The sequence below is a fragment of the Veillonella infantium genome (assembly GCF_002959895.1).
In the GTDB taxonomy this organism is placed as follows: Bacteria; Bacillota; Negativicutes; order Veillonellales; family Veillonellaceae; genus Veillonella; species Veillonella infantium.
Genome location: NZ_PPDD01000002.1, coordinates 60,197 through 84,466 on the forward strand (window position 1 = coordinate 60,197; position 24,270 = coordinate 84,466).

At 37.8% G+C, this 24,270-nt stretch carries 23 protein-coding genes and 1 other annotated feature; of the genes, 1 reads left to right on the forward strand and 22 read right to left on the reverse strand.

What is annotated here, in order from left to right; genetic code table 11:
• Positions 1 to 59: 59 nt before the first annotated feature.
• From smpB to VCHSUH03_RS01675, 17 genes are all read right to left on the reverse strand, one after another.
• Positions 60 to 530, reverse strand: a complete 471-nt coding sequence (gene smpB, locus VCHSUH03_RS01595) for an SsrA-binding protein SmpB (RefSeq protein WP_004697155.1) — start codon at positions 528 to 530, stop codon at positions 60 to 62.
• A gap of 8 nt (positions 531 to 538) precedes the next feature.
• Positions 539 to 2,902, reverse strand: coding sequence for a ribonuclease R (rnr, locus tag VCHSUH03_RS01600; protein WP_105093841.1), 2,364 nt, complete (start codon positions 2,900 to 2,902; stop codon positions 539 to 541).
• Between the two features lie 55 nt (positions 2,903 to 2,957).
• Positions 2,958 to 3,194 carry a preprotein translocase subunit SecG gene (secG, locus tag VCHSUH03_RS01605; protein ID WP_004695991.1) on the reverse strand — a complete coding sequence of 79 codons (237 nt, stop codon included), beginning with the start codon at positions 3,192 to 3,194 and terminating at the stop codon, positions 2,958 to 2,960.
• Between the two features lie 5 nt (positions 3,195 to 3,199).
• On the reverse strand, positions 3,200 to 3,874 hold the full coding sequence (gene sigH / locus VCHSUH03_RS01610; protein WP_004696966.1) for an RNA polymerase sporulation sigma factor SigH: 675 nt from the start codon (positions 3,872 to 3,874) through the stop codon (positions 3,200 to 3,202).
• Between the two features lie 72 nt (positions 3,875 to 3,946).
• Positions 3,947 to 4,480: an NYN domain-containing protein gene (locus tag VCHSUH03_RS01615; protein ID WP_004697429.1), complete on the reverse strand. Its 534-nt coding sequence runs from the start codon at positions 4,478 to 4,480 to the stop codon at positions 3,947 to 3,949.
• Positions 4,481 to 4,482: 2 nt separating this feature from the next.
• The gene (gene rlmB / locus VCHSUH03_RS01620; protein ID WP_105093842.1) at positions 4,483 to 5,214 is read right to left on the reverse strand and encodes a 23S rRNA (guanosine(2251)-2'-O)-methyltransferase RlmB; all 732 of its coding nucleotides are present in this window, start codon (positions 5,212 to 5,214) and stop codon (positions 4,483 to 4,485) included.
• A gap of 1 nt (position 5,215) precedes the next feature.
• A complete protein-coding gene (locus VCHSUH03_RS01625; RefSeq protein WP_105093843.1) occupies positions 5,216 to 5,692 on the reverse strand; it encodes a Mini-ribonuclease 3 in 477 nt (158 codons plus the stop codon).
• The gene (gene cysS, locus VCHSUH03_RS01630; protein WP_105093844.1) at positions 5,682 to 7,130 is read right to left on the reverse strand and encodes a cysteine--tRNA ligase; all 1,449 of its coding nucleotides are present in this window, start codon (positions 7,128 to 7,130) and stop codon (positions 5,682 to 5,684) included. Before cysS ends, VCHSUH03_RS01625 begins: the two co-directional genes overlap by 11 nt.
• A 48-nt stretch (positions 7,131 to 7,178) precedes the next feature.
• Positions 7,179 to 7,384, reverse strand: a binding site (T-box leader).
• A 158-nt stretch (positions 7,385 to 7,542) separates the two neighbouring features.
• Positions 7,543 to 8,496 carry a bile acid:sodium symporter family protein gene (locus tag VCHSUH03_RS01635; protein WP_227282943.1) on the reverse strand — a complete coding sequence of 318 codons (954 nt, stop codon included), beginning with the start codon at positions 8,494 to 8,496 and terminating at the stop codon, positions 7,543 to 7,545.
• Between the two features lie 133 nt (positions 8,497 to 8,629).
• Positions 8,630 to 10,099 (reverse strand): glutamate--tRNA ligase, encoded by a 1,470-nt coding sequence (gltX, locus tag VCHSUH03_RS01640; protein ID WP_105093846.1) that lies wholly within the window; start codon positions 10,097 to 10,099, stop codon positions 8,630 to 8,632.
• 2 nt (positions 10,100 to 10,101) lie between these two features.
• Entirely contained in the window at positions 10,102 to 11,277 is a 1,176-nt protein-coding gene (gene ispD, locus VCHSUH03_RS01645) for a 2-C-methyl-D-erythritol 4-phosphate cytidylyltransferase (RefSeq protein ID WP_105093847.1), read from the reverse strand.
• Positions 11,261 to 12,412 carry a PIN/TRAM domain-containing protein gene (locus VCHSUH03_RS01650; RefSeq protein ID WP_105093848.1) on the reverse strand — a complete coding sequence of 384 codons (1,152 nt, stop codon included), beginning with the start codon at positions 12,410 to 12,412 and terminating at the stop codon, positions 11,261 to 11,263. The genes ispD and VCHSUH03_RS01650 overlap by 17 nt, the downstream gene beginning before the upstream one ends.
• Positions 12,413 to 12,427: 15 nt before the next feature.
• A complete protein-coding gene (gene radA / locus VCHSUH03_RS01655) occupies positions 12,428 to 13,801 on the reverse strand; it encodes a DNA repair protein RadA (protein WP_105093849.1) in 1,374 nt (457 codons plus the stop codon).
• A gap of 169 nt (positions 13,802 to 13,970) precedes the next feature.
• Positions 13,971 to 16,418: an ATP-dependent Clp protease ATP-binding subunit gene (locus tag VCHSUH03_RS01660; RefSeq protein ID WP_105093850.1), complete on the reverse strand. Its 2,448-nt coding sequence runs from the start codon at positions 16,416 to 16,418 to the stop codon at positions 13,971 to 13,973.
• Between the two features lie 87 nt (positions 16,419 to 16,505).
• Entirely contained in the window at positions 16,506 to 17,567 is a 1,062-nt protein-coding gene (locus VCHSUH03_RS01665) for a protein arginine kinase (RefSeq protein ID WP_105093851.1), read from the reverse strand.
• A gap of 12 nt (positions 17,568 to 17,579) precedes the next feature.
• Positions 17,580 to 18,077: a UvrB/UvrC motif-containing protein gene (locus VCHSUH03_RS01670; RefSeq protein ID WP_241567122.1), complete on the reverse strand. Its 498-nt coding sequence runs from the start codon at positions 18,075 to 18,077 to the stop codon at positions 17,580 to 17,582.
• Positions 18,078 to 18,125: 48 nt separating this feature from the next.
• Positions 18,126 to 18,605: a CtsR family transcriptional regulator gene (locus tag VCHSUH03_RS01675; protein ID WP_105093853.1), complete on the reverse strand. Its 480-nt coding sequence runs from the start codon at positions 18,603 to 18,605 to the stop codon at positions 18,126 to 18,128.
• 214 nt (positions 18,606 to 18,819) lie between these two features.
• On the opposite strand from VCHSUH03_RS01675, the gene VCHSUH03_RS01680 reads away from it, so the two are divergent.
• The gene (locus VCHSUH03_RS01680) at positions 18,820 to 19,326 is read left to right on the forward strand and encodes an S-adenosylmethionine decarboxylase family protein (RefSeq protein ID WP_005386379.1); all 507 of its coding nucleotides are present in this window, start codon (positions 18,820 to 18,822) and stop codon (positions 19,324 to 19,326) included.
• 105 nt (positions 19,327 to 19,431) lie between these two features.
• Here the strand turns inward: VCHSUH03_RS01680 and VCHSUH03_RS01685 are convergent, their stop codons facing one another.
• Genes VCHSUH03_RS01685 through sufB form a run of 5 tightly spaced genes read right to left on the reverse strand, consistent with a single transcriptional unit; the run spans position 19,432 to position 24,264 of the window.
• Complete coding sequence (locus tag VCHSUH03_RS01685; protein ID WP_105093854.1) at positions 19,432 to 20,115, reverse strand: HAD hydrolase-like protein; 684 nt, start codon at positions 20,113 to 20,115, stop codon at positions 19,432 to 19,434.
• Position 20,116: 1 nt separating this feature from the next.
• On the reverse strand, positions 20,117 to 20,542 hold the full coding sequence (sufU, locus tag VCHSUH03_RS01690; RefSeq protein WP_024066921.1) for a Fe-S cluster assembly sulfur transfer protein SufU: 426 nt from the start codon (positions 20,540 to 20,542) through the stop codon (positions 20,117 to 20,119).
• A gap of 14 nt (positions 20,543 to 20,556) precedes the next feature.
• Positions 20,557 to 21,786 (reverse strand): SufS family cysteine desulfurase, encoded by a 1,230-nt coding sequence (locus VCHSUH03_RS01695; RefSeq protein ID WP_105093855.1) that lies wholly within the window; start codon positions 21,784 to 21,786, stop codon positions 20,557 to 20,559.
• A gap of 12 nt (positions 21,787 to 21,798) precedes the next feature.
• Positions 21,799 to 22,845, reverse strand: coding sequence for a SufB/SufD family protein (locus VCHSUH03_RS01700; RefSeq protein WP_105093856.1), 1,047 nt, complete (start codon positions 22,843 to 22,845; stop codon positions 21,799 to 21,801).
• Positions 22,846 to 22,854: 9 nt separating this feature from the next.
• Complete coding sequence (gene sufB, locus VCHSUH03_RS01705; protein ID WP_060924274.1) at positions 22,855 to 24,264, reverse strand: Fe-S cluster assembly protein SufB; 1,410 nt, start codon at positions 24,262 to 24,264, stop codon at positions 22,855 to 22,857.
• Between the last annotated feature and the right edge of the window lie 6 nt (positions 24,265 to 24,270).

The window sequence follows — 24,270 nt, forward strand, 5'->3', positions numbered from 1 at the left end:
CAAAATAAGTTGACAAATATCACAAAAAAATCGAGCCATTATGACTCGATCTTTTTATTTTAATATTTTTGCTGTTCTTTAAGTCTCTTAGCAATATCTCGCTTAGCATCGCGCTCTGCCATATCTTGACGCTTATCATATAGCTTTTTACCAGTTACAAGACCAACGGTTACCTTTACATAACCATGACTGAAATGGAAATTGAGCGGCACTAAAGAGAATCCTTTCTCCTTAACCTGAGCATGCAGTTTATTGATTTCAGATTTATGCATCAACAATTTGCGAGTTCGTTCAGGTTCATGATTAAAGCGGTTCCCCTGTTCGTATGGACTAATGTGAACGCCATACAATAAGAGCTCACCTTTATCAATGCGACAAAAGCTGTCTTTTAGGTTCAGCTTACCTTGACGTATGGATTTAATTTCAGTACCTGTCAAAGCAATACCGGCTTCATAGGTTTCATGAATATTAAAATCATGACGCGCCTTACGATTATCAGCAATAAGAGATGGACTAGATTGTTTCGCCATATATACCTCTATCGTTTACGTTTACTTTTAGATTTCTTAGATTGATTGCGCTTCGATGTTTTATTAGATTTCTTACGACTTGATTTGCCTTTACCAGATTTTTTACTGAAAGTATCATATCTAGAATGGCCGGATTTACTGCTATCACGTCGGGAAGATTTTTTACTGGATTTTCTTGAAGATTTACGACCTTTACGACTACCATAGCCATCGCGACTACTTGCATAGTCAGAACCATTTTGCAATTGTTCTTGTATAGCCATTAGGTTATTGACTTCACCAAGTACAAAGTCGATCTGTTTCTTTTCTACATCGGCTTTTACTAAGGTAACAGTTACCTTTTCACCTAAGTGATAGGTTTTACCTGTTCTTTTGCCTACAAGCACAAAATGTTCTTCATCAAAGAAATAGTAATCATCATTCATCATGCTCATATGCACAAGGCCATCGATACCGTTTTCTAATTCTACGAACATCCCAAAGGATGTAATGCTAGAAATAGATCCTTCAAAGACTTCTCCTACAAATGGAACCATATATTGTGTCTTTTTAAGATCTACTGTATCTCGTTCAGCCTCAGTAGCTACTTGCTCCTGTATAGAAGAATGTTCAACAGCTCCAGCTAAGAATGCTTCCTCTACATCCCGTTTAGAATAACCATTTTTCCAATGCATATCAGCTTTTAAAAGGCGATGAACCATTAAGTCTGGATATCGTCTAATAGGAGATGTAAAATGCGTATAACATGTAGATGCTAAGCCAAAGTGTCCCACATTGTTAATACTATATTTAGCCTGTTGCATAGAACGCAAGGTCATAATTTGAGCTACTTGCTCAATATCTTGACCCTTTACTACATCTAAGATTTTTTGAAAATCTCTTGGTGTTACACCATCAGCACTAAGGACGAGATTTTGCCCCAAGTAATTTAATACCTTTTGGAATAAATCTAACTTTTCTTCACTTGGGTTCTCGTGAATACGATATACCGATGTACGATGCGTATTCTTTAAGTGTGTAGCCACTGTTTCATTGGCAATGAGCATACATTCTTCGATAAGTCGTTCTGCCATGGTACGATCTCGTTTTACAATACGTAACGGTGTACCATCATGATCGAGTAATACTTTATATTCAGGAAAATCAAAATCTAAAGCACCTCTACGACGACGCATTCGATTCAAAATCTTAGAGATTTCTGCCAAATCATGCAGCATAGGCATAAAGTCTTGTAAGTCATGAGGAATAATATTTTCCTCTAATGCTTTATAGACCTCTTTATAGCTACAACGACGTCCTACATGGATAATAGATGGACGAATACGATAGTTTACAACCTTACCATCTTTATCTATTTCCATCATACACGTCATAGCATAACGATCTTCATGAGCATTTAAACTACAAATGCCATTAGATAGAACCTCAGGTAACATCGGTACTACACGATCTACTAAATACACAGATGTACCGCGTTTATAGGCTTCATTATCAATGGCCTGTCCAGATACTACATAATGACTCACATCTGCAATATGTACGCCTAATTCATAATTACCATTTGGTAATTTTCGGCCACTCACAGCATCGTCTAAATCTTTTGCATCTTCCCCATCGATAGTGACCATTTGTAAATCACGAAGATCCCAGCGGGCAGGGTCTTCATGAATAAAGGTATCAATTTTCTTGCTCGCTTTAATAACATCATCTGGGAAGTTAAAAGGAATCTTATGATTCGCCATGATACAGTTAATATCGAGACCTACATCGCCCTTATAACCAAGAATTTCAGTAATAATACCTTCGGGCTTTTTATCGCCTTCAGGCCATTTAGTAATTTTCACTAATACCTTTGCGCCACTACGAGCATCTAATGTATTTTTTAAATCTACAAAGATATCAGTCCCAATTCGCTCATCATCAGGGATAACAAAGCCAAAGTGTTGTTGTCGGTCATAAGTACCCACTACGGTTTCATTAGCTCGTTCAATAACATCAACGATAATGCCTTCTCGTTTATGCTTTGTATAATTAGAAGGTATGACGCGAACGCGAACCTTGTCATTATGCATGGCAGTACCTTTATTTTGTTCTGCTACATATATATCTTCATCTTCAGGCATAATGACAAAGCCAAAAGACTTACGATAGCCCTTATAAATACCTTCATATTCTTCATGTTGTTGCTCTGCATATTGATATACATCAGGTCGCGAAGATATTAATACCCCTTCTCGAGCAAGCATTTTTGCAGAACGAATAAACATCTCAAGATCTTTACCACCACGGATGTGGTTATCCATGGCAGCATCTTCAATATGATATGCATGTGGTTGTATAGATTTATAAAAGTCTAATACTTTCTTCTTCAAATTTTCACCTCCTCATTTGATAAAAAGAAAAAGCCTGCAAAGCAGGCTTTCATCATTAGAATTGATTAATCATTGCCCCTAACACTAAGCTCAACACAGCAAAGATAATCCCCAATATAATCGTACATTTAGATAAGAAAGCGTCTAAACCGCGTTGCTTACCACCAAAAGAAGAGTCTGCCGCACCAGATACAGCACCGCCCATGCCTGCGTTTTTGCTATTCTGTGCAACAACTACTACGATTAATAAAATAGATACGATTACTTCTACAATCATTAAAAAATTTGTCACGACTGTCATCCTTCCTGTGTGGCTCTTGGAGAGTCCAAAACCCGATGTTCTAAATACTTCTCTAATTTACGTTTAACCCTTTGCAACGCATTGTCTATAGATTTGACACTGCGATCAGTGACCTCAGCCATTTCTTGGTAGGAACGTCCGTCTAGATATCCTTCCAAGACCTCCCACTCGAGTTCACTTAAAATATGACCAATATTGCGCTCAATATCATCCAATTCCTCTTGGCTGATAATAAGGTCCTCAGGATTGGTAACCTTTGCTGAAGATAGCATCTCGATCAATGTACGCTCTGATTCCTCTGTATAAACTGGTTTATTTAACGATACATAAGAGTTCAAAGGCGCATGTTTTTGTCTAGTAGCCGACTTAATAGCCGTAATAATCTGTCTAGTTATACAAAGCTCTGCAAAAGCTCTAAAGGACGCTAATTTATCATGTTTAAAATCCCGCGTAGCCTTATAAAGACCAATCATCCCTTCTTGAATGATGTCTTCACGATCTGCGCCTACTAAAAAGTAAGAACGCGCCTTTGCACGAACAAAGTTTTTATATTTATTAACAATATAATCGATTGCAAACTCATTTTGCTCTTCTTGAGCTATGACCACAACTTGCTCATCGGTCATTTCTTTGAAATTGTAATCGGGCTTGCGTGTATGAATTGTGTTCATATGCTCCTCCTTACAATTGAGCAGAAAAACCAATATATTCATTATACTGGAACTATATGTGATTTTCAACTATCAATGGCCACGCCGTAATTTCTCTAGCTTTTCAGCTACTTCAGGAGATAATAACCCTCCTACTTCATTACGTCGCAAGCTAAATTGATCTCGTCTATGTTCATGAGCATATTGTAGTCGTTCCTCTTCCTTAGCTATACGAATCATATTTTGCAATTCTCGAGCTGGAATGCGCAAGCCTCCAGATCCAAGAATTTGATTTTGTTCAGCTCCATCAGAGGTCACAACATATACATTGGTGTATTTACCTTTTCGCAAAAACACCTCTCGCTCAATAAAGGAATCCGCCGTTTCCCCATCTTCAGTATACACTTCGAGGAATCCGCTCGTAATAGCCTCTACAGAGCCGCCAGATTTTGTATATTTACCATCAAATACAAGGATAACTTCATAACCCTTGAATTTTCCGTAATTCAACAATCTATCTCGAAGCTCCATACGGGCATGTTCTAATGATTCATGAGCCAGTTTCTTTAGATGAGTCCAGGCGAATATCACATTATATCCATCTACAATTAAAATATCTTTTAGCATAATTATTTCGCTTGGCGCTGACGCACAGCTTCATACATAAGAACAGCAGCAGCCACAGATGCATTCAAAGAATTCAAATTTCCATACATAGGAATGGTAACGAGGAAATCACATGCCTCTTTCACAACGCGACTAATGCCTTTCCCCTCATTACCAATTACGATAACAGTAGGGATTGTCATATCCGCCTCGTATAAAGTGCGATCTCCTTCCATATGAGCGCCCATAACCCAAAATCCTTGTTTTTGAAGTTGTTTAATAGTTTGAACTACATTTCCAACCTGTACTAGTGGAATTTGTTCAATAGCACCGGCTGATGTTTTAGCAACTGTCGCATTAATAGGGGCATTATGTCGCTTCGGAATAAGTACCGCTGTAGCACCTACACATTCAGCAGTACGAATGATAGCCCCCATGTTATGAGGATCCTCAACGCTATCTGTCAAAATAAGCAAAGGCACTTCATGATTCGTCTCTTGTAGCACTTCACCTAGTTCTTTAAATTGAACGGCAGATACAAGAGCGATAACCCCTTGATGTGGTACCTCTAAATCATATTTATTCATTTGTTTGATAGGCGTTGGACGTACTTCAATACCTTGAGATTTAGCAAGACCAACAATATCAGCTAGACCAGTTTTAACCTTATCTTCACTGACCATAATGCGTTGAATAGAGCGGCCGCTTCTAAGGGCCTCTTTAACTGCATTGCGACCTACAATATAATTATCCATACTACATACCTCGTAGAGTTATTGAAAAGGCTTGCTTCATAACATCTTGTAATCGCTCATCTTGACGCGTTTCATAAAGAAATCCCAGTACTGCTTCAAAAGCGGTACTACTACGATATTCTTGAACTGAACTGCTTTTCGGTACATTTACATTACTATTTCTAGCACGTCGTGCAATAGCTTGTTCTTGTTCTGTAAAAGTATCCTCTATTTCTAGCAATGCCTTCGCTTGTGACTTAGCACAAATAAACTCAGTAACAATTGTGTGCAATACTTGCACCTTCGTTATATTCATTTGTACCACTCGTTCACGGACATACATGGAGTATACTGCATCACCAATATAGGCAAGCATAACTGCATCTGTACTAAGGCATTCCTCTATAGTTCTTTTACGCAAACGAAGCGGCTCTTGTTCAAGAGCCGTCAACTTTTTTATCGCTTCATTCTTTAAGAATTGAAATTGTTTAAATTTCACGTTTTTTCCACCGTGCACCTTGAGGAGAATCCTCAATAGTAATACCGATTTCAGCCAAACGATCGCGGATACAATCAGCTAATGCCCATTGTTTTTGTTCACGACACGCTTGACGTACAGACAATATAACTTGCATTAATTCTTCGTATTCAGCAGCGTTAGCACCTGTGTTGCCTTCCCATGCTTTTTCAAGAATACCAATAACCTCTGTCATGAACTTGAAGATACGTTTTACTTCAGTGATTGCTTCTTGGCAAACAACACCTTCACGGCCGGTCACAGCTTGGTAATAGATGTTGATTTCTTTTGCAAGACCAAACATGCTAGATGTAGCTAAAGCAGTATTGAAGTCATCGCTCATAGCTGCTTCGAATTCTTCTTCATATTCTTTAGCTTTTTCTAATAAGTGTTGCGCTTCATCACAAGGACCTGGTTCACATTTTTCAAGGTACAATAGATTTTCAATAGCAGTGCTTAAACGTTCTAAGGATTTATTTGCTTCTTCTAAACGTTCATCAGAGAAATCTAATGGACTGCGATAATGCGTGCTCAACAAGAAGTAGCGTAATGCATCTGGGCTATATTGTTCTAAAATATCTTTTACCAAGAAGAAGTTATTCAAGGATTTAGACATTTTTTCAGAGTTAATAGTAATGAAGCCATTGTGTAACCAATAACGTACAGATGGATGTTGCCCAGAGCAGCCTTCAGATTGAGCAATCTCATTTTCATGATGTGGGAAAATCAAATCACTACCACCACCATGGAAGTCAAATTCTGTGCCCAAGTACTTTTGGCTCATTGCAGAACATTCAATATGCCAACCTGGACGGCCATTACCCCAAGGGCTTTCCCAATATGGTTCGCCTGGTTTTGCCGCCTTCCATAATGCAAAGTCCATAGGATTTTTCTTACGACCATCAACTTCGATACGAGCACCAGCTTCCATATCATCTAAGGTACGACCAGATAACTCGCCATAATGTTCAAATTTATCAACGCTATAATATACATCACCATCGAGTTCATAGGCATAGCCTTTTTCAATCAAGGTAGAGATCATAGCAATAATATCTTCGATATGTGTAGAAACACGTGGATAAATGTCAGCATGTTGTACACCAAGGGCATCCATTACTTCGAAATAGCTGTCGATATAACGATTTGCAATAGTATCCCAAGATACGCCTTCACCATTGGATGTATTAATGATTTTGTCATCCACATCAGTAAAGTTTTGAACATATGTTACTTTATAGCCTACATGTTTCATATAGCGACGAATTACGTCCCAAGTTACAAATGGACGTGCATTGCCAATGTGAGGATGGTTATATGGTGTAACACCACATACGTACATCTTTGCTTCACCTGGTGTTACAGGGTTGAACACCTCTTTTTGGCGCGTCATAGTATTATAAACTGTAATTTCTCTCATCGTTACCGATGCCTCCATCTTCATAAAATAAAAAGACCCCTCATCTCATACAGAGACGATGGTCCGCGGTTCCACTCTGTTAGGTACCAATATAGTACCCACTCATCGCATAACGGCGCGTCACCGGACAAACCTACCTATAATCGGAATGTCAGCTCGTGAATGCATTTCGTCCACCTATCCTTGAACCCTCCCACCATCGGTTCTCGCTAAAAAGTTAGTTGTAGAGTACTTCTTTCAGTCTTAGCTTTTACTATTAAATCTATATTCAGATATATAAATATTGTATCAATTATCCTATAGAATGTCAATGAAAACAAGAAAATCCTCATCTTTCAATATATCCAAATAATGTATTAAACATGCACATTTCGACTATATAATTTGAAAGATGAGGATGAGGAATTAACGATTAAGCATTTTCCAATTTTTCTTGATCATCATGTTTGCGGCAAATACCTGCAAAGATAGATCCTGTAAAGTTATGAATAATAGAGAATACTGCACCTGCTACTGCCGCTTGAGGAGTAAAATGTTTAAGTGCTAAAGATACGGATAATGCAGAATTTTGCATTGCCACTTCGATTTGCATTGCACGACGAGAAGAAACATCGATGCTTAACGCTTTACATACAAAGTACGTTACTACATAACCACTCACATTTTGTACTAAGCACGCTACGAAAATGATGAAACCAGTTTCAGCAATTTGTTTTTGGTTCACCGCAGTAACAGCAGCCAAGATTAACAATACTGCAATAGCCGCAATTGTAGGGCATACAGATTTAACAGGTTCGATCTTAGAGCCAATGAAGTAATTCAATACGATACCTAAGATGATTGGTACCAATACGATTTTTACGATAGAAATAAACATCGGCATGAATTGAATTTCAATGGAAGATGTGGCACCTGCATACAATACAACGAATAAAGGTGTTAATACTGGAGCCAATAATGTAGAAACAGTCGTTGCAGATACGGATAACGGAACGTTACCATTTGCAAGGAATGTCATAACATTAGAAGCAGTACCACCAGGACATGCCCCTAACAAGATGAATCCGATACCAATTTCTGGTGGGAAATTGAAGATTAAGGCTACCAAGAAACCTGCTAATGGCATCCATAAGAATTGGATAACAGATACGAGGATAACTTTCATCGGTTGCTTAAATACATCAAGGAACACTTGAGCTGTTAATGTTAACCCCATGGCAAACATTACAAATTGTAGCATGTACGCAATGTACGGCGTCATCCAAGAAAATACAGTTGGTAATAAATACGCTAACACTGCCATCAATAGCACTATCCATGAAAGATAACTATTGAATAAGTGGTTAAGAGAACGAATAATACTCATAAAAGCACTCACTTTCATAATAAATAAAAATAAAAGACGCCGATTATTATAGCATTTCTATTGAATAATCTCAATATACATAAAAAAGCTCCCATAACCATAGCTATGAGAGCTTTTAAATTAACTTATGTTACTATTTTGTTAAAGCACTGACATTATCTAAACGATGTAAGCATTTTTCTTTGCCAAGCAATGTAACAATATTATTCAAATCTGGACCATGCATTTGACCTGTTAAAGCCACACGGATTGGCATGAATACGAATTTACCCTTCAAAGCAGTTTCTTTCATAACAGCTTTAATCGTTGCTTTTACAACGTCAGGTGTAATTTCATCAAGTTCTGCCAATGCTTTACGGAATGCACCAAGAACTGTTGGTGCTGTTTCTTCATTCAATACAGCACGCAATTCCTCTTCGTGACCTTCTTCAAGGAATACTGTTTCGCCCATGAACATGCCTACATGATCCTTAATTTGCGCGCCATAGCTAATATGATCGCGGAATGTAGAGCATAACAATGTCAACCAATCAATATCCGCTTGATTTAAGCTATCTGGAGCCAAACCAACCTCTTTCAAATGAGGTAAGCAAAGATGGAATAACTCTTCATCGCTCAAGTTTTTCATGTAGTGGAAGTTGATATGGTTCAATTTATCAATGTCGAATACGGCAGGGTTCTTAGCTACGCGATCCATGGAGAAGGCTTGAATCAATTCATCTTGTGTAAAGAACTCTTCTTCCCCTTCTGGAGCCCAACCTAGAAGCGCTAAGAAGTTTACAAGTGCTTCTGGCAAGTAGCCTAATTGTTTGTATTGTTCAACAGAGGTAGCACCATGACGTTTGGACATTTTCTTGTAATCTTTACCAAGAATCAAGGAGATGTGGCCAAACTTAGGTACTTCCCAACCTAACGCTTCATAAATAGCCATTTGACGTGGTGTATTAGATAAATGTTCCTCTGCACGAATAACGTGAGTAATGCCCATCATATGATCGTCCATTACTACGGCAAAGTTATATACAGGAATACCGTCGGATTTAACGATAACGAAGTCACCTACACCGTTGGACTCAAAGGATACATGACCACGTACCATATCATCGAATGCATATGTTTTATTCAAAGGAACGCGTAAGCGAATTGTTGGTTTACGACCTTCTGCAATATATTTAGCCTTAGTTTCTTCGTCTAAGTGTTGGCAATGACCATTATATTTAGGTGTTTCGCCACGATCCATTTGTTCTTGACGAACAGCATCTAATTCTTCTGGTGTACAGTAGCACTCATAAGCTTTGCCTTCGTCTAATAAGCGTTGTGTCACTTCTTTATATAAATCGAGACGTTCTGTTTGACGGTAAGGGCCATTGTCGCCACCTACATCAATACCTTCATCCCAGTTCATGCCAAGCCATTGTAAGGAGGCTTTGATATTTTCTTCACTTTCACGTGTGGAACGAGCCAAATCTGTATCTTCAATACGCAATACAAATGTGCCTTTTTCCTTACGTGCTAATAGCCAGTTAAACAAAGCAGAACGAGCACCACCAATATGGAATGGACCCGTAGGGCTTGGAGCAAAACGAACTTTCATGGAACTCATGATTATACCTCTCCTTCATATACAGAAACGACAGCTTGTGCAGCAATGCCTTCACGGCGCCCGATAGCACCAAGCATTTCATTTGTTGTCGCTTTAATACTAATACGTTCTAATGGTATTTCTAAAACAGATTGTAAGTTAGCCTTCATCGTGTCGATGTGTGGTTTTAACTTAGGTGTCTCTGAAATAACCATAATATCTATATTATAGGCTTGTAACCCACGTTCTTTCAATAAGGAATTAACCTTTTCTAGTAAAAGCATGCTAGAAATCCCTTTGTACTGGTCATCTTCAGGCGGGAAATAATATCCAATATCGCGCAAACCTGCCGCACCTAACATAGCATCCATCAATGCGTGAATGAGAACATCCGCATCGGAATGACCATCAGGGCCGAGTTCAGATTCGATATGAACACCGCCAAGAATACATGGGCGACCTGCTTTTAATTGATGAATATCATAACCAAATCCAACGCGCATACGTGTATCCTCAATTCCTAAATATCGCTTAGCTACTGCAATATCATTTGGTGTTGTTACCTTTATATTACAATAGTCACCTTCAACTATATGTACAGGCTTACCTACATACTCAACTAGTGATACATCATCAGTACCAAGATACTTTGTTTCATATGCCGTTTGGTGAGCCTCCACAAATAATTCTTTTTGAAAGCCTTGTGGCGTTTGAATTTGGTATAGCTCACTGCGCTGTAATGTTTCTAGAACATTATGGTCCGTATCAATTCGTTTAATGGTATCCGTAGCTGGAACACCTACAGTAGCCGCACCATAGGTATTAGCCGAGTCAGCAACATTATTAAACAGTTCTGTAGAAGCTAATGGTCGCGCTCCATCATGAACAAGGACAATATTGGTATCCTCCGATACAGCCTGTAAGCCACATGCTACAGAGTCTTGACGCTCTTTTCCACCAAGTACTATCTGAACTGGAACAGTTAAATCTAACGCTTGAATATGTTTTGTCATATATTCTTGTTCACCATCGGCTACAACAAGAATAATCTCTTTCAAGCCATCAACATTTGCTACATTTTGCAATGTACGCTGAATGATAGAGAATCGACCCAAAGGGATAAATATCTTATTCTCTTTGTACCCCATGCGACGCCCTGCACCTGCGGCGAGAACAATACAACTAATTACCTTGTCCATTTTGTCCTCCATCTACACGAGCAAAGATCATGCGACCAGCACTAGTTTGTAATATGGATGTAACCATTACCTCTACAGTTTGACCCACATAAGGTTTACCATCTTCAACAACAATCATGGTACCATCATCGAGATAAGCAACACCTTGGTGTACTTCCTTACCTTCTTTCATAATTTGTACGCGAATCCATTCGCCTGCAATGAGGGCTGGTTTCAGTACATTGGCGAGTTCATTCAGATTAAGCACCTCAATGCCTTGTACCCGAGCCACCTTATTTAAGTTGAAGTCATTAGTCATCAACTTCCACTGCTTATCCAAAGCAAGACGCATTAATTTAGAATCTACTTCTGTAAGATCATCATAATCATCTTCTACCACTTCAATGGCTACCTTTTTAGCATCTTGCATCTCTTTCAAAATATCGAGGCCACGACGACCGCGATTTCGTTTTGTAGCATCAGCAGAGTCAGAAATAATTTGTAACTCATTCAATACAAAAAGGGGAACCATTAGAGGTCCTTCAATAAATCCTGTATTACATAGTTCCTTAATACGTCCATCAATAATAACAGATGTATCTAGTAGTTTTGGTGTGCTCGTAGTTTTATCAGATTTATGAGTAGAGAACATTTTAAAACGACTTGTTTTTTTAGTGCCTTCTCCACCCCATTGTTGTACGTAGTTATAGTATATTTCAGGGCCTTTACGAGCCATAATTTTAAGGCCACTATATCCAAAGATAGCACTCAATATAATAGGAATATAAGGTCCTATAATAGGTACTTGATGAAATGCAACACCAATTAAATTTGCAATAATAAGACCGAATAATAAACCGATGGTGCCTGCAATCAATTCTTGATTTGGAATATGAGTAAGAATGCGTTCTAAACGTTTAGCAATGACTAAGCCTTGCTTTAAAATAAATGAAGAAATTAAATACCCAATAATAACGCCTAATAAAGTACCAAAAATTAATACTGAAATACGTGCAATGGTCAATGACATATCCCCAAAAGACTCAAATTGAGAGACCAAATATGGGTCAATAATAGGTGCTAAGCTATCCATTCCTACATAGGCTGCTGTGCCCACAAGAATGGCTATTACATAGCGCAATATCCGATAAATCATCAAATCACCTCCTAATTAAGAAAATACCAACTGCATTGCCTCTTGAATAGATTTAACGCCTCTAATCTTGATAGAACTATCATTATCCTTGATTTGTTTATAATTGCCTTCAGGGATAATAAACTTTTTAAAGCCTAATTTCTTAGCTTCATTGATACGCTGTTCAATACGTGGAATGCTACGAACATTACCAGTGAGCCCTACTTCACCTAAAATGACCATATCTGTAGGAACAATGCGATTTTTTAAATTAGATACGATAGCAACGGCCATAGACAAGTCACAAGCTGGTTCATTTACCTTGAGACCACCAATAACGTTAACGTACACGTCCTTATTACCTAACGTAAAACCACAACGTTTTTCTAATACTGCCAAAAGTACAATTAAACGATTAAGGTCATAACCGATTGCAGTTCTTCTAGGCATACCAAAAGCAGTCGTAACAACAAGGCTTTGTACCTCTACAAGGATAGGACGAACCCCTTCAAGATAAATCATAACGGCGCTGCCACTTTCCTCATCAGATCGTTCTGCCAATAAGGAAGCTGATGGGTTAGATAACTCTTGTAACCCTTCCTCAACCATGGCAAAAATACCTGTTTCAGATGTAGATCCAAAACGATTCTTAATTGAACGCAAAATACGGAATTGGTAAGACCGTTCGCCTTCAAAGTAAAGCACTACATCCACCATATGTTCTAACATACGAGGACCCGCAATATTGCCTTCCTTAGTAACATGTCCAATGATTACCGTTGGAATATTTCGTTCTTTACAGAAGCGAAGGAGGCGCGATGTACATTCTCGCACTTGGCTAACACTACCTGGAGCAGCATCGATATCTCCGGTATACATGGTTTGAATAGAGTCGATAACTAACAAAGAAGGCGTCATTGCATCAGCTTGCTCTAAGATATGATCTAAATCTGTATCAGCAATAACTTGTAATCGCTCACTATTGATATGAAGTCGTTCTGCCCGAAGCTTAAGCTGTAACTGAGACTCTTCTCCAGATGCATATAGTACAGTACCTACCGTATCGGCCACCTTTTGAGATACTTGAAGAAGTAGTGTAGACTTGCCTATACCAGGATCACCACCTAAGAGCATAAGGGCCCCAGGAACAATCCCACCACCTAATACGCGGTCGATTTCACCAAAGGTTGTAGAGACACGAGCGATAGATGAAATTTCAATATCTGGTAAAGCTGTTGGTTTTGTTGTTTGACTTCCCACACCTCGTGAAGGTGTGCGGCTATGTTTAGTTTCTTTAATAATCTCTTCAACTAATGTATTCCATTCACCACATTGTGGACAACGCCCCATCCACTTAGAAGACTCCGCTCCACAATTTTGACAGAAGAATACTGATTTTGCTTTTGCCATAATACCTCAAAACTTTTATAAAAGATAAAAAAGGCCATGAATGATAACCATTCATGACCTTTTATGCATAATTTTACTACATGGTTACTATCATTATTCTATAGTATACCATTTAAGCCATATAATTTATATGAAAGGTAGTCATTAACTATTTATTTTTGTATTTATATTAAATCGTTACAACAATATCATTATCCTTTACATTAGCTTTAATAGTTTTTCCTGCTATCGCCTCTCCTTTCAAAATAAGATCGGATACAGGGTCCTCTATTAAGCGTTGAATAGCGCGTTTTAAAGGCCGAGCACCCATAGTAAAATCGGAACCTTCTTTAACGAGCAATTTCATAGCCTCAGGTGTAATTTCTAAATGTAAATCACGTTCTCCAAGACGTTTTATTACATCACTCATCAAAATTGTTACAATTTTTGTTAAGTCCTCTTCAGTTAATGGATGGAATACAATCATCTCATCAATGCGATTTAAAAACTCTGGTCTGAAGTGACGTTTTACTGCATCCAGAACAGACTTCTTAGCCTCTTTAAAATCTATTCTTTTAGAATCATTAGAATAAGATTCTGCTTTTTTCGGTGCCAAGAAACCTAATTCTGTAGAGTTCTTATGTAATGCTTTAGCACCTAAGTTACTAGTCATGATGATAACTGTATTTCTGAAGTCTACGGTTCTCCCCTGACTATCTGTAAGGCGGCCATCATCAAGAACTTGTAATAGGATATTAAAGAAATCTGCATGAGCCTTTTCTACTTCGTCAAGTAAAATAACGCTATATGGTTTACGTCGAACTGCATCAGTCAATTGGCCTCCCTCTTCATAGCCTACATATCCTGGAGGTGCTCCAACTAAACGAGAAACAGTATGTTTTTCCATATATTCAGACATATCAAGTCGAATCATAGCAGATTCATCGCCGAACAAGGAGGATGCAAGTGCTCTTGCTAGCTCAGTTTTACCAACTCCTGTTGGTCCAAGGAACAAGAAGGAACCAATTGGACGTTTTGGATCCTTTAATCCAGCCCTTGCACGGCGCACAGCTTTTGCTACAGCTGTAACAGCATCATCTTGACCGATGACACGTTTATGTAATTCATCTTCTAAATGAAGCAAGGTTTCTGATTCTTCTTCTGCGATTTTAGTTACAGGAATACCAGTCCACTGAGCTACAACGGCAGCGATATCTTCCTCTGTAACTATTAATTTTTGATCACTTTCTTCTTTAGCTACAGTTTTTTTATCATCAATTTCTTTAACTAGAGCTTGCTCTTCATCACGAAGTTTAGCTGCCTTTTCAAAATCTTGTGATGTGACAGCCGCTTCTTTTTCCTTCTTAACCGTATTGAGTCTGTCTTCTAAAGCTTTAACATCTGGTGCTGCCGAAAATACCTTCATACGAACCTTAGATGCAGCCTCATCAACCACATCGATAGCTTTATCCGGCAAAAATCGATCTGTAATATATCTACTAGATAAAGTAACAGCAGCTTTTAATGCTTCATCTGTAATTTTAGCCTTATGGAAGGCCTCATAACGATCTCTTAAGCCGCTCAAGATTTCAAGAGCATCCTCTTCATTAGGTTCTCCTACTTGAACAGGTTGGAAACGACGCTCTAAAGCAGCATCTTTTTCAATATGCTTTTTATATTCATCAAGTGTCGTAGCGCCAATAACTTGGAATTCACCACGTGCCAAAGCTGGTTTCAAGATATTTGCCGCATCCATAGCGCCTTCAGTGGCACCTGCTCCAACTAATGTGTGAATTTCATCAATGAAGATAATCATATCATCATGTTGTTGAACTTCATCAATCGCTTTTTTTAAACGCTCTTCAAATTCGCCACGGTATTTTGCACCAGCTAACATAGAGCTAATGCTAAGGGAAATAATGCGTTTATTACGCAAAATTTCTGGCACATTCCCGTTGACGATACGTTGCGCCAAGCCTTCAGCAATGGCCGTCTTACCTACACCAGGTTCACCAATGAGAACGGGATTATTTTTAGTTCTACGACTAAGTATTTGAATAACTCGTTGAATTTCAGTATCGCGACCAATAACAGGATCAATTTTACCTTGTTTTGCAGACTCATTTAAGTCTGTACCGAAATCAGTTAATTCACCTAAGTCGCCATTGTTATTCGCTCCTTCTTGACCACTATGATCACCATTAGTACTAGAGCCAAGAATATGACGAATCGCTTCAACTATATCGTCGGTACGAATATTCATAGCCCGTAAAATCCCAACTGCAACACCACCGCCGTCGCTGAGTAAACCAAGTAGAATATGCTCAGTACCAACGTAATTATGATTCATGCGATTAGCTACTTGAACAGCTAACTCAAGTACATTCTTAACACGTGGCGTCATATATATAGATGTTGCTTTTTTATTACCGCGGCCCACTTGCTCTTCTACAGCTTCAAAAATATCTTCTGTAACAATATTAAGCTCTTCTAAGGCCTTAGCAGCAACACCATTTTTAACCTTTGTCAGGCCGATGAGTACATGTTCAGTGCCTACATAGTCATGTCCCAACTCCAATGCGGCTTCTTGAGCAAAGGAAAGAACACGCTGTGCATCATCTGTAAATCGTTGCATCATACTATCACCTCATCTATCTATGTAAATTGTAATTTTTTCTCTTCAAATATATGTAAACAATGGTAGGCTATACCATTGGAATAGCTATTAATGTGAAAGCTTTTGACGGATTACCTTTGCCCGATAGCTATCACGCTCGATATCTGTTAGATTATCATTTCCTGCATACTTTGAAAGGAAATTAGGTCTAGTTATAGCAATCAGCTCATTAAAGGAATCCTTGCCCCATTGAGGTAAAATATTTAAGTCAACGCCTAACTGGATATCACTAAGCTTTGTTAAAGCCTCTTTACCATTTACACGGCGTGCATTCTGTAGAACTCCATAGGAGCGCCATAACACATCTTCTAAACCTTCTTTATCATTATGTAATAATAACTGACGAGATTTTCGCTCTTCTGCAATAATCCCTTCTACAATCTTTGTTAATTGTTCTATTGTATCTTTTTCACTAGTACCCATGGTACGTTGGTTAGAAATTTGATATATATTTCCTAATGCTTCTGAACCTTCACCATATAATCCACGCACAGAGTAGCCCAACTGAATAATACTACGAATGAGGCGTGTAATTTTTCCAGATATAGTCAAGGCTGGTAAATGTAACATTACAGATGCTCGTAAACCTGTACCGACATTAGTTGGACAAGCCGTTAAATAACCAAATCGTTCATCAAAGGCATATGGATATTTTGCTTCAATAGCCTTGTCGATTTTTAATACACGTTCATAAGCTACTTCTAATCTCAATCCAGAAACCATAGATTGAATTCGCAAATGATCTTCTTCATTTACCATAATCACAATTGATGCATCGTCAGAAACCACTAAGTTGCGGTACGGTAGTTTTTCCTCTAAAGCAGGGCTCATCAAATGTTTTTCCACTAATATAGCCCGATCACGTTCACTTAATTGCTCTAGGTTAATATTGGAATATTGATGTCCATCTACGTCTTTTAGGGGTTTAAGCAAACTTCTAGAAAAAGAATTTACTTTTTCTAATGACGACATATCATTTCGATTTGTAAAAAGCACACCATCAAAGTTTCTTGCTAATCGAATCCGACTAGAAATCACAATATGATCCGTTGCGTCCGTATCGAGTTGTAGCCATGAACTTAAAGGAGAGTCTAATATAGTATCTAACATAATAAGAACCTCCTATTCTTTATTGCCACCAATGATGGCTTCTAATTCTTTTATTTTATCTCTTAAGATAGCTGCATCTTCAAATTTCTCTGCTTGAATTGCCATCTCTAATTGATTACGCAATTGTTTAACTTCATACTTAGCTTTAAACACATTATTACCATGACTAGGAACTGACCCTTCATATTCAGAACTACCTTGCAAACGTTGTAATAACGGTTTTATTTCACTAGCAAAGGTTTCATAGCATGTATCACAACCAAACTTGCCTACCCGATTAAACTCATCATAGGTAATACCACATTGAGGGCACCGTTTAGATTGATGAGATTTTAATAAATTATCAGGATAGACCATATTTTTAAAGAAATCATTGGTAAAAAAGCTATCATCCCACATATCATTCATAAAGGAACTATAGGGAGATAATTTTCCCTCTTGTTGTAGTGCTGTAGCACAAGTATTGCACAGATGTTGTTCCGTTTTCTGATTATTTACAATATTTGTCATATGGATAGTAGCTTCATTTTTATGGCAATGATCACATATCACTGATCATCACTCCTTCCGTAGTGTATCCACCATTGTTGCGTATAGCTCACGAATTGCATTATTTCGATGTTCAATATCCGTATTTTTAATCAATGTAGCAAAAGAATTATGCATCAATTGAGCCTCACGACGAGTAATTTTTTCTGCTTGTAGTAATTGAAATAATGATTGGTCTACATCTTTTATATCAATTAAACGATCTACTGTATTTTGACCTTCATAAATACGATAGGTTGTTACAGCTGGTAGAGAATCAGAACTTTCTGGATTTAATTTTGTGATTCGAATATATCCACCTAATCCACGTCTTGATTCCACATCAAACCCACGCTCATTGGAAAATCGCGTACTTAAAACATAACTAATTTGCGAAGGTGCACAATCTAACTCATCAGCTAATTCGTTACGCTTTAAAATTAATTTCTCTTGTTCTTCACGCATACGATCCAATATAAACTTTTCTATTTTATCAGCTATCATACTCATAAAAAACACCTCTTTAACATTTTATTTAATATATATTTTGACTATTTGCTTTTTACATATATCTATTATATTTGACTTTTTGACTTTAGTCAATATAAAGGTCAAATTTCTATACTATACATTTGACCTTTTAATACATCCCCCTATGATTGGACTTAATCTTAAATTATAGGTATAATAAATGAGATATATTTTTATGAAAGAAGGTGTTGTTATGGCAGAAGCATTAGGACAAGAACTGTTAATTGATTTATATTCCTGCGATGAAGATGCAATCTCATCCGCTACAGCTGTACAAGAAAGTGTAGCAACCGCATTTGATTTAGCTGACCTTGATGTTGATGAAATCAGTTGTCAAGTTATGGACGAGGAGATCGCCCTCCTATCTGTTGCACCAGGCTTTCACTTTACATTGCACACGTATCCTGCTCTAGGCTATGTGGCTGTTGATTTGTATTCTTTTGAGCAATCCTTACCGCTCACATTAATTATGAAAGCGTTGCGTAAATCTTTCAGAGCAGAAAAGGTAAAAGCAACAAGTGTACAACGTGGCGACTTTGGTAACGAGCGCGATATGAAGCCACGTCGCAAAACAAAGATTACTACACTTGGTCGTGTTTCTCGTACACGTATTCAACTCAAACAAACAGGCGGCAAATTGAAAAAACAAAGTGCTAAGGTTATCAAAACATTAGCTAAAAAAAGCGGCCTAAAAAAATAGTACAAAGGACTAACCTTATTGGTTAGTCCTTTTATTAGATAGATACAAAAAGGCTAGAGGAAATCCCTCTAGCCTTTTTAAGGTTAATATTTTATTTATAATAGCTTATCTACGAACCATCATTTCTTCAAGATCGAGAACATCAGCAATTTCATCAACATCATCACAGATGTACTCTGCATCGGCTTCTTTTAGTTCAGCTTCTGTACCATAACCATAAGTAACACCGATAGAAATACAACCAAGTTCGTTGGCTGCCTCTACATCATACTTACGATCGCCTACCATAAAGGCCAAACGACGACCATTTTCATCAGTTAAAGGATTGCCACAAAGTTTAAGAGCTTTTTCAAGAATCTCTTTCTTATGCAATAAACCACTTTCATAATTAGCACCTACAATTACATCAAAGTAAGGTGTTAATTCAAAGTGATCTAAAATATCCTTAGCATAATGCTCAGGCTTTGCTGTAGCAACGGCAATAGTATATTGTTCTGTTTTGCATTTAGCCAACAAGTCTACAATATTCGGATACACTTGATTTTCAAATTTACCGATTGTACCATATCGTTCGCGGAATTTAAAGTACGTTTCTTCCGCTTGTTCAAAGGTCATGCCACAATGCTCTTGAAAAGCATCTACCAATGGTGGTCCTAAAAATAATTGCAATGTTTCTTCATCAGGAACATCATAGCCAAAATGTTCCAATGCAAATTTAATACTTTTAAGAATACCTTCTTGAGAATCTGTTAAAGTTCCATCTAAATCAAATAATATTGTTTTCTTCATATTATTTCTTTAAAGCCTCTTTTAATGTATGCCATGCAAGAACCGCACACTTAACACGTGCTGGCATGTTAGAAATATTTTGCAATGCCATAGCATCTTCTAATTCTTCTAACTCATTTTCATCAGTAATTTCTTTTTTAATCATACCTAAGAAAATTTCTACCAAACGAAGAGCTTCTTCAACAGATTTTCCCTTAATAATATCAATCATCATAGATGCAGACGCTTGACTGATAGCACAACCAGAACCGGTGTAAGCAGCATCTTTGATAATGCCATCTTCTACGTTGAGTTGTAATGTTAGATCATCACCACAACTAGGGTTATGGCCATGTTCAGAATTTGTAAAATGAGCTAACTCATGTTTATTACGCTTATCTTGGTTATGTTCCAAAATAAGTTCTGTATATAATTGATCCATTTCCATTGATGGTAAATCTCCTAATCTTTAAAACCCATTACTGAACGAACTGTCTTCAATACTTCTAAGAATGCATCTAAATCTTCCTTACGAGTATATAAGTACATGCTTAGACGAGTAGATGCAGATACATTGTAGAATGCACCTAATGGTTGTGCACAATGGTGTCCAGAACGAACACAAATGCCTTTAGAATCTAAAATTGTAGCAACGTCATGAGGATGTACATCATCTACAGTGAACGCGATTACACCATGTTTTTCCTTAGGATTTTGGGAGCCAATCACATGAACATGTGGCAATGCAACAATTTTAGGAAGAATATATGCTACTAGTTCCTCTTCATAAGCTTCAATAGCATCCATGCCAAAGGATTCTAAATAATCAATTGCCGCATGTAAGGAAACGGCACCGTCAGCATTTGGTGTACCTGCTTCAAACTTATATGGAAGCTCATTGAATGTAGCAGTTTGTTCTTTTACATATTCAATCATATCCCCACCCAATAGGAAAGGTGGCATAGCTTCTAATAACTCACGTTTACCATAAAGTACACCAATACCTTGAGATGCACACATTTTATGACCAGAGAATACGAAGAAATCGCAGTCTAATTCTTGAACATCAATTTTTTTATGAGGTGTAGATTGAGCACCATCGAGAATTACTACAGCACCTACGGAATGCGCTTTTTCAGTTAATTCTTTTACAGGGAATTCCATACCAAGCACGTTACTAACATGAGCAAAGGCAACAATTTTAGTGTTATCATCAATTTTATCGATTTCACCATCTTTTAAGTGCCCATGTTCATCAAGGTACATATATTCTAAGGTTGCCCCTGTTTGTTCTGCTACATATTGCCATGTTACAAGATTCGCATGATGTTCCGCAACAGTAATGACAATCTTGTCACCTTTCTTCACATTATGAAGACCATAGCTATGAGCAATCAAGTTCATAGATTCTGTACTATTACGTGTAAATACAACTTCTTCACGCTCACGAGCATTGATAAATTCAACTACGCGATCACGTGCATTTTCATAGTCTTCAGATGCTTCAATAGCTAAAATATGAGAGCCACGATGTGGATTACCATTACGTTGTGTCATATGTTCCACAACACGATCAATTACGGATTGTGGAATTTGTGCAGTAGCACCGCTATCTAAATAGATAACACGGTGCCCATTATGCTCTTTATGTAGTATAGGAAAGTCTTTGTATGCTTCTGCAATTGGTCTCATAAAAACGCCTCTTTAAATTTTATTACGTACAGCTGCTAATGCTGCTTCTTCAATCGTTTCATCACCAATGCGATCAATAATAGGTCGAATCATAGATTCTACAATGATATGTTTTGCTTCTACTTCACTAAAGCCACGGCTCATGATATAGAACAATTTATTATGATCAATTTGGCCTGCACTCGCTGCATGATTACCCACTACATTATCTTCTTTACACAATAATAGAGGTAAAGAAACAGATTTTACAGTTGGATCTAACAATAAGCAAGTATCTTCTTCCGCACCTTCAGAAGCTGTTGCACCATGAAGGAAATCAAGAGTACCACGGAAAGATTTTTTAGAATTGCCACTAAGAGCACCTAATGTATGAATATCACTGAAGGATTTTTTACCACCATGACTCATAATCATGGAGATATCAAATTTTTGTTCTTCGTTACCAAGATAAGCAATATCATGAACCATACGAGATTCTTGACCTACTAAATCATGATAGTAGTTCAAAATATTTTCGCTACCACCAAGTTCAATGTTAATGTATTCTACATCTGCTTTATCTTCCAATTTTGTATAACGATGTTCGATATGTTGTACATGTTCAGGTAAAAGATTTACCTTTTTCACTACAACTTTACCGCCTTCTTTTACATCGTATTCATTTAGATAGCTAACATTTGTTAAAGCTTCACCAGCGCCAGTTACATAGAATTGTACCTCTAGTTCTGCCCCTTCACCAACGATGAATTGGAAACGGTTAGCTACACGTGCATTAGCATCAATGCGGATGCCTACAACTTCCTTTGCCTTAGCAGGAACATTGATAGCATAACCTTCTGCATTATCCACCAATGCTTGAACAGCATCCTTATTAGCACCTTCATATGTAGCATTTAACAGTGCTGTTCCTGTAGGCAATGGTGAAAGTATATTTTGATTCGCTTCTACAGCGATGGATTGTACAGATGTATCTTCTCCAGCTAGAGAGCTTACAGTATGGTTAACACGTAACCATCTGAATGTCGGTCTAGGGAGTTCATTAAATAGTAATTCGCTCATAATTCCTCCTTAACCGATAGAACCTTCTAATTCAAGATTGATTAGATTGTTCATTTCTACAGCATACTCAAGTGGTAATTCTTTGGAGATTGGCTCAACGAAACCACGAACGAGCATTGCACGAGCTTCTTCTTCACTAATACCACGTGTCATGAGATAGAAAATCGCTTCGTCGGAAATACGACCGATTTTAGCTTCATGACCTAAATCCACATTATCGTTTTCTACGATAATAGCTGGAATTGTATCAGATTGAGACTCTGCATCAAGCATCAAGGATTCACAAGATACAGTCGCTTTGGAATGTTCTGCTTTAGGGCCAATTTTCAAAAGGCCACGGTAAATAGCAGCACCACCGGATTTGGAAATAGATTTAGAGTTTACATTACTAGTTGTGTAAGGAGCATTATGAACTACCTTACAACCAGTATCAAGGAATTGTCCTTCGCCAGCAAATGTTACACCTGTGAATTCAGCATGTGCACCTTCACCGTTAAGGATACTCATTGGATACAAGCAAGATACTTTGGAACCGAAGGAACCAGATACCCACTCAATAGTACCACCTTTACCAACTACACAACGTTTTGTGTTAAGGTTGTACATGTTTTTGGACCAGTTTTCAATTGTAGAATAACGCAAAGTAGCATTATCCTTTACAAACAATTCAACGGCACCGGCATGAAGGTTAGATACGTCGTATTTAGGAGCAGAACAACCTTCGATGAAGTGCAATTTGGCCCCTTCTTCCACGATGATCATAGTATGCTCAAACTGACCAGCACCTGGTGCATTCAAGCGGAAATAGGATTGCAATGGAATCTCTACTTGTACACCTGCTGGAACATATACGAAGGAACCACCAGACCAAACGGCACCATGAAGAGCAGCCCATTTATGATCTGTAGGTGGAATCAATGTCATCCAGTATTTTTTTACGATTTCTTCATGCTCATGAAGCGCAGTTTCGATATCAGTATAGATAACGCCTTGTTTAACAAGATCTTCTTGGATACTGTGGTATACAACTTCAGAGTCATATTGAGCACCAACACCTGCAAGAGATGTTTTTTCCGCTTCTGGAATACCTAAGCGGTCAAAAGTACTTTTAATTTCTTCTGGAACTTCGTCCCAGTTTTCTTTCATATCTACTTTTGGCTTAACATAAGTATGGATATTTGCCATATCTAAGCCAGAAATATCAGGAATCCAATTTGGAATACCCATGCGATTGTAGATTTCTAAAGATTTCAAACGGAAGTCAAGCATCCATTCAGGTTCATTTTTATTAGACCAAATTTCACGGATAATATCTTCTGTTAAACCAGCATCAGAAATATAAGAATATTCAAAGTCATTCTTAATATCGTAGACACCACGGTCCATATCCGCGACTTGGGTTTTCTTTCTTTCTTCCATTGTGCC

What these genes read in the sequence shown, in the direction of transcription:
- smpB (WP_004697155.1), bottom strand. Translation starts at nt 530, where the DNA reads ATGGCGAAACAATCTAGTCCATCTCTTATTGCTGATAATCGTAAGGCG.
- sigH (WP_004696966.1), bottom strand. Translation starts at nt 3,874, where the DNA reads ATGAACACAATTCATACACGCAAGCCCGATTACAATTTCAAAGAAATG.
- VCHSUH03_RS01615 (WP_004697429.1), bottom strand. Translation starts at nt 4,480, where the DNA reads ATGCTAAAAGATATTTTAATTGTAGATGGATATAATGTGATATTCGCC.
- rlmB (WP_105093842.1), bottom strand. Translation starts at nt 5,214, where the DNA reads ATGGATAATTATATTGTAGGTCGCAATGCAGTTAAAGAGGCCCTTAGA.
- cysS (WP_105093844.1), bottom strand. Translation starts at nt 7,130, where the DNA reads ATGAGAGAAATTACAGTTTATAATACTATGACGCGCCAAAAAGAGGTG.
- VCHSUH03_RS01635 (WP_227282943.1), bottom strand. Translation starts at nt 8,496, where the DNA reads ATGAGTATTATTCGTTCTCTTAACCACTTATTCAATAGTTATCTTTCA.
- gltX (WP_105093846.1), bottom strand. Translation starts at nt 10,099, where the DNA reads ATGAGTTCCATGAAAGTTCGTTTTGCTCCAAGCCCTACGGGTCCATTC.
- ispD (WP_105093847.1), bottom strand. Translation starts at nt 11,277, where the DNA reads ATGGACAAGGTAATTAGTTGTATTGTTCTCGCCGCAGGTGCAGGGCGT.
- VCHSUH03_RS01650 (WP_105093848.1), bottom strand. Translation starts at nt 12,412, where the DNA reads ATGATTTATCGGATATTGCGCTATGTAATAGCCATTCTTGTGGGCACA.
- radA (WP_105093849.1), bottom strand. Translation starts at nt 13,801, where the DNA reads ATGGCAAAAGCAAAATCAGTATTCTTCTGTCAAAATTGTGGAGCGGAG.
- VCHSUH03_RS01660 (WP_105093850.1), bottom strand. Translation starts at nt 16,418, where the DNA reads ATGATGCAACGATTTACAGATGATGCACAGCGTGTTCTTTCCTTTGCT.
- VCHSUH03_RS01665 (WP_105093851.1), bottom strand. Translation starts at nt 17,567, where the DNA reads ATGTTAGATACTATATTAGACTCTCCTTTAAGTTCATGGCTACAACTC.
- VCHSUH03_RS01670 (WP_241567122.1), bottom strand. Translation starts at nt 18,077, where the DNA reads ATGACAAATATTGTAAATAATCAGAAAACGGAACAACATCTGTGCAAT.
- VCHSUH03_RS01675 (WP_105093853.1), bottom strand. Translation starts at nt 18,605, where the DNA reads ATGAGTATGATAGCTGATAAAATAGAAAAGTTTATATTGGATCGTATG.
- VCHSUH03_RS01680 (WP_005386379.1), top strand. Translation starts at nt 18,820, where the DNA reads ATGGCAGAAGCATTAGGACAAGAACTGTTAATTGATTTATATTCCTGC.
- VCHSUH03_RS01685 (WP_105093854.1), bottom strand. Translation starts at nt 20,115, where the DNA reads ATGAAGAAAACAATATTATTTGATTTAGATGGAACTTTAACAGATTCT.
- sufU (WP_024066921.1), bottom strand. Translation starts at nt 20,542, where the DNA reads ATGGAAATGGATCAATTATATACAGAACTTATTTTGGAACATAACCAA.
- VCHSUH03_RS01695 (WP_105093855.1), bottom strand. Translation starts at nt 21,786, where the DNA reads ATGAGACCAATTGCAGAAGCATACAAAGACTTTCCTATACTACATAAA.
- VCHSUH03_RS01700 (WP_105093856.1), bottom strand. Translation starts at nt 22,845, where the DNA reads ATGAGCGAATTACTATTTAATGAACTCCCTAGACCGACATTCAGATGG.
- sufB (WP_060924274.1), bottom strand. Translation starts at nt 24,264, where the DNA reads ATGGAAGAAAGAAAGAAAACCCAAGTCGCGGATATGGACCGTGGTGTC.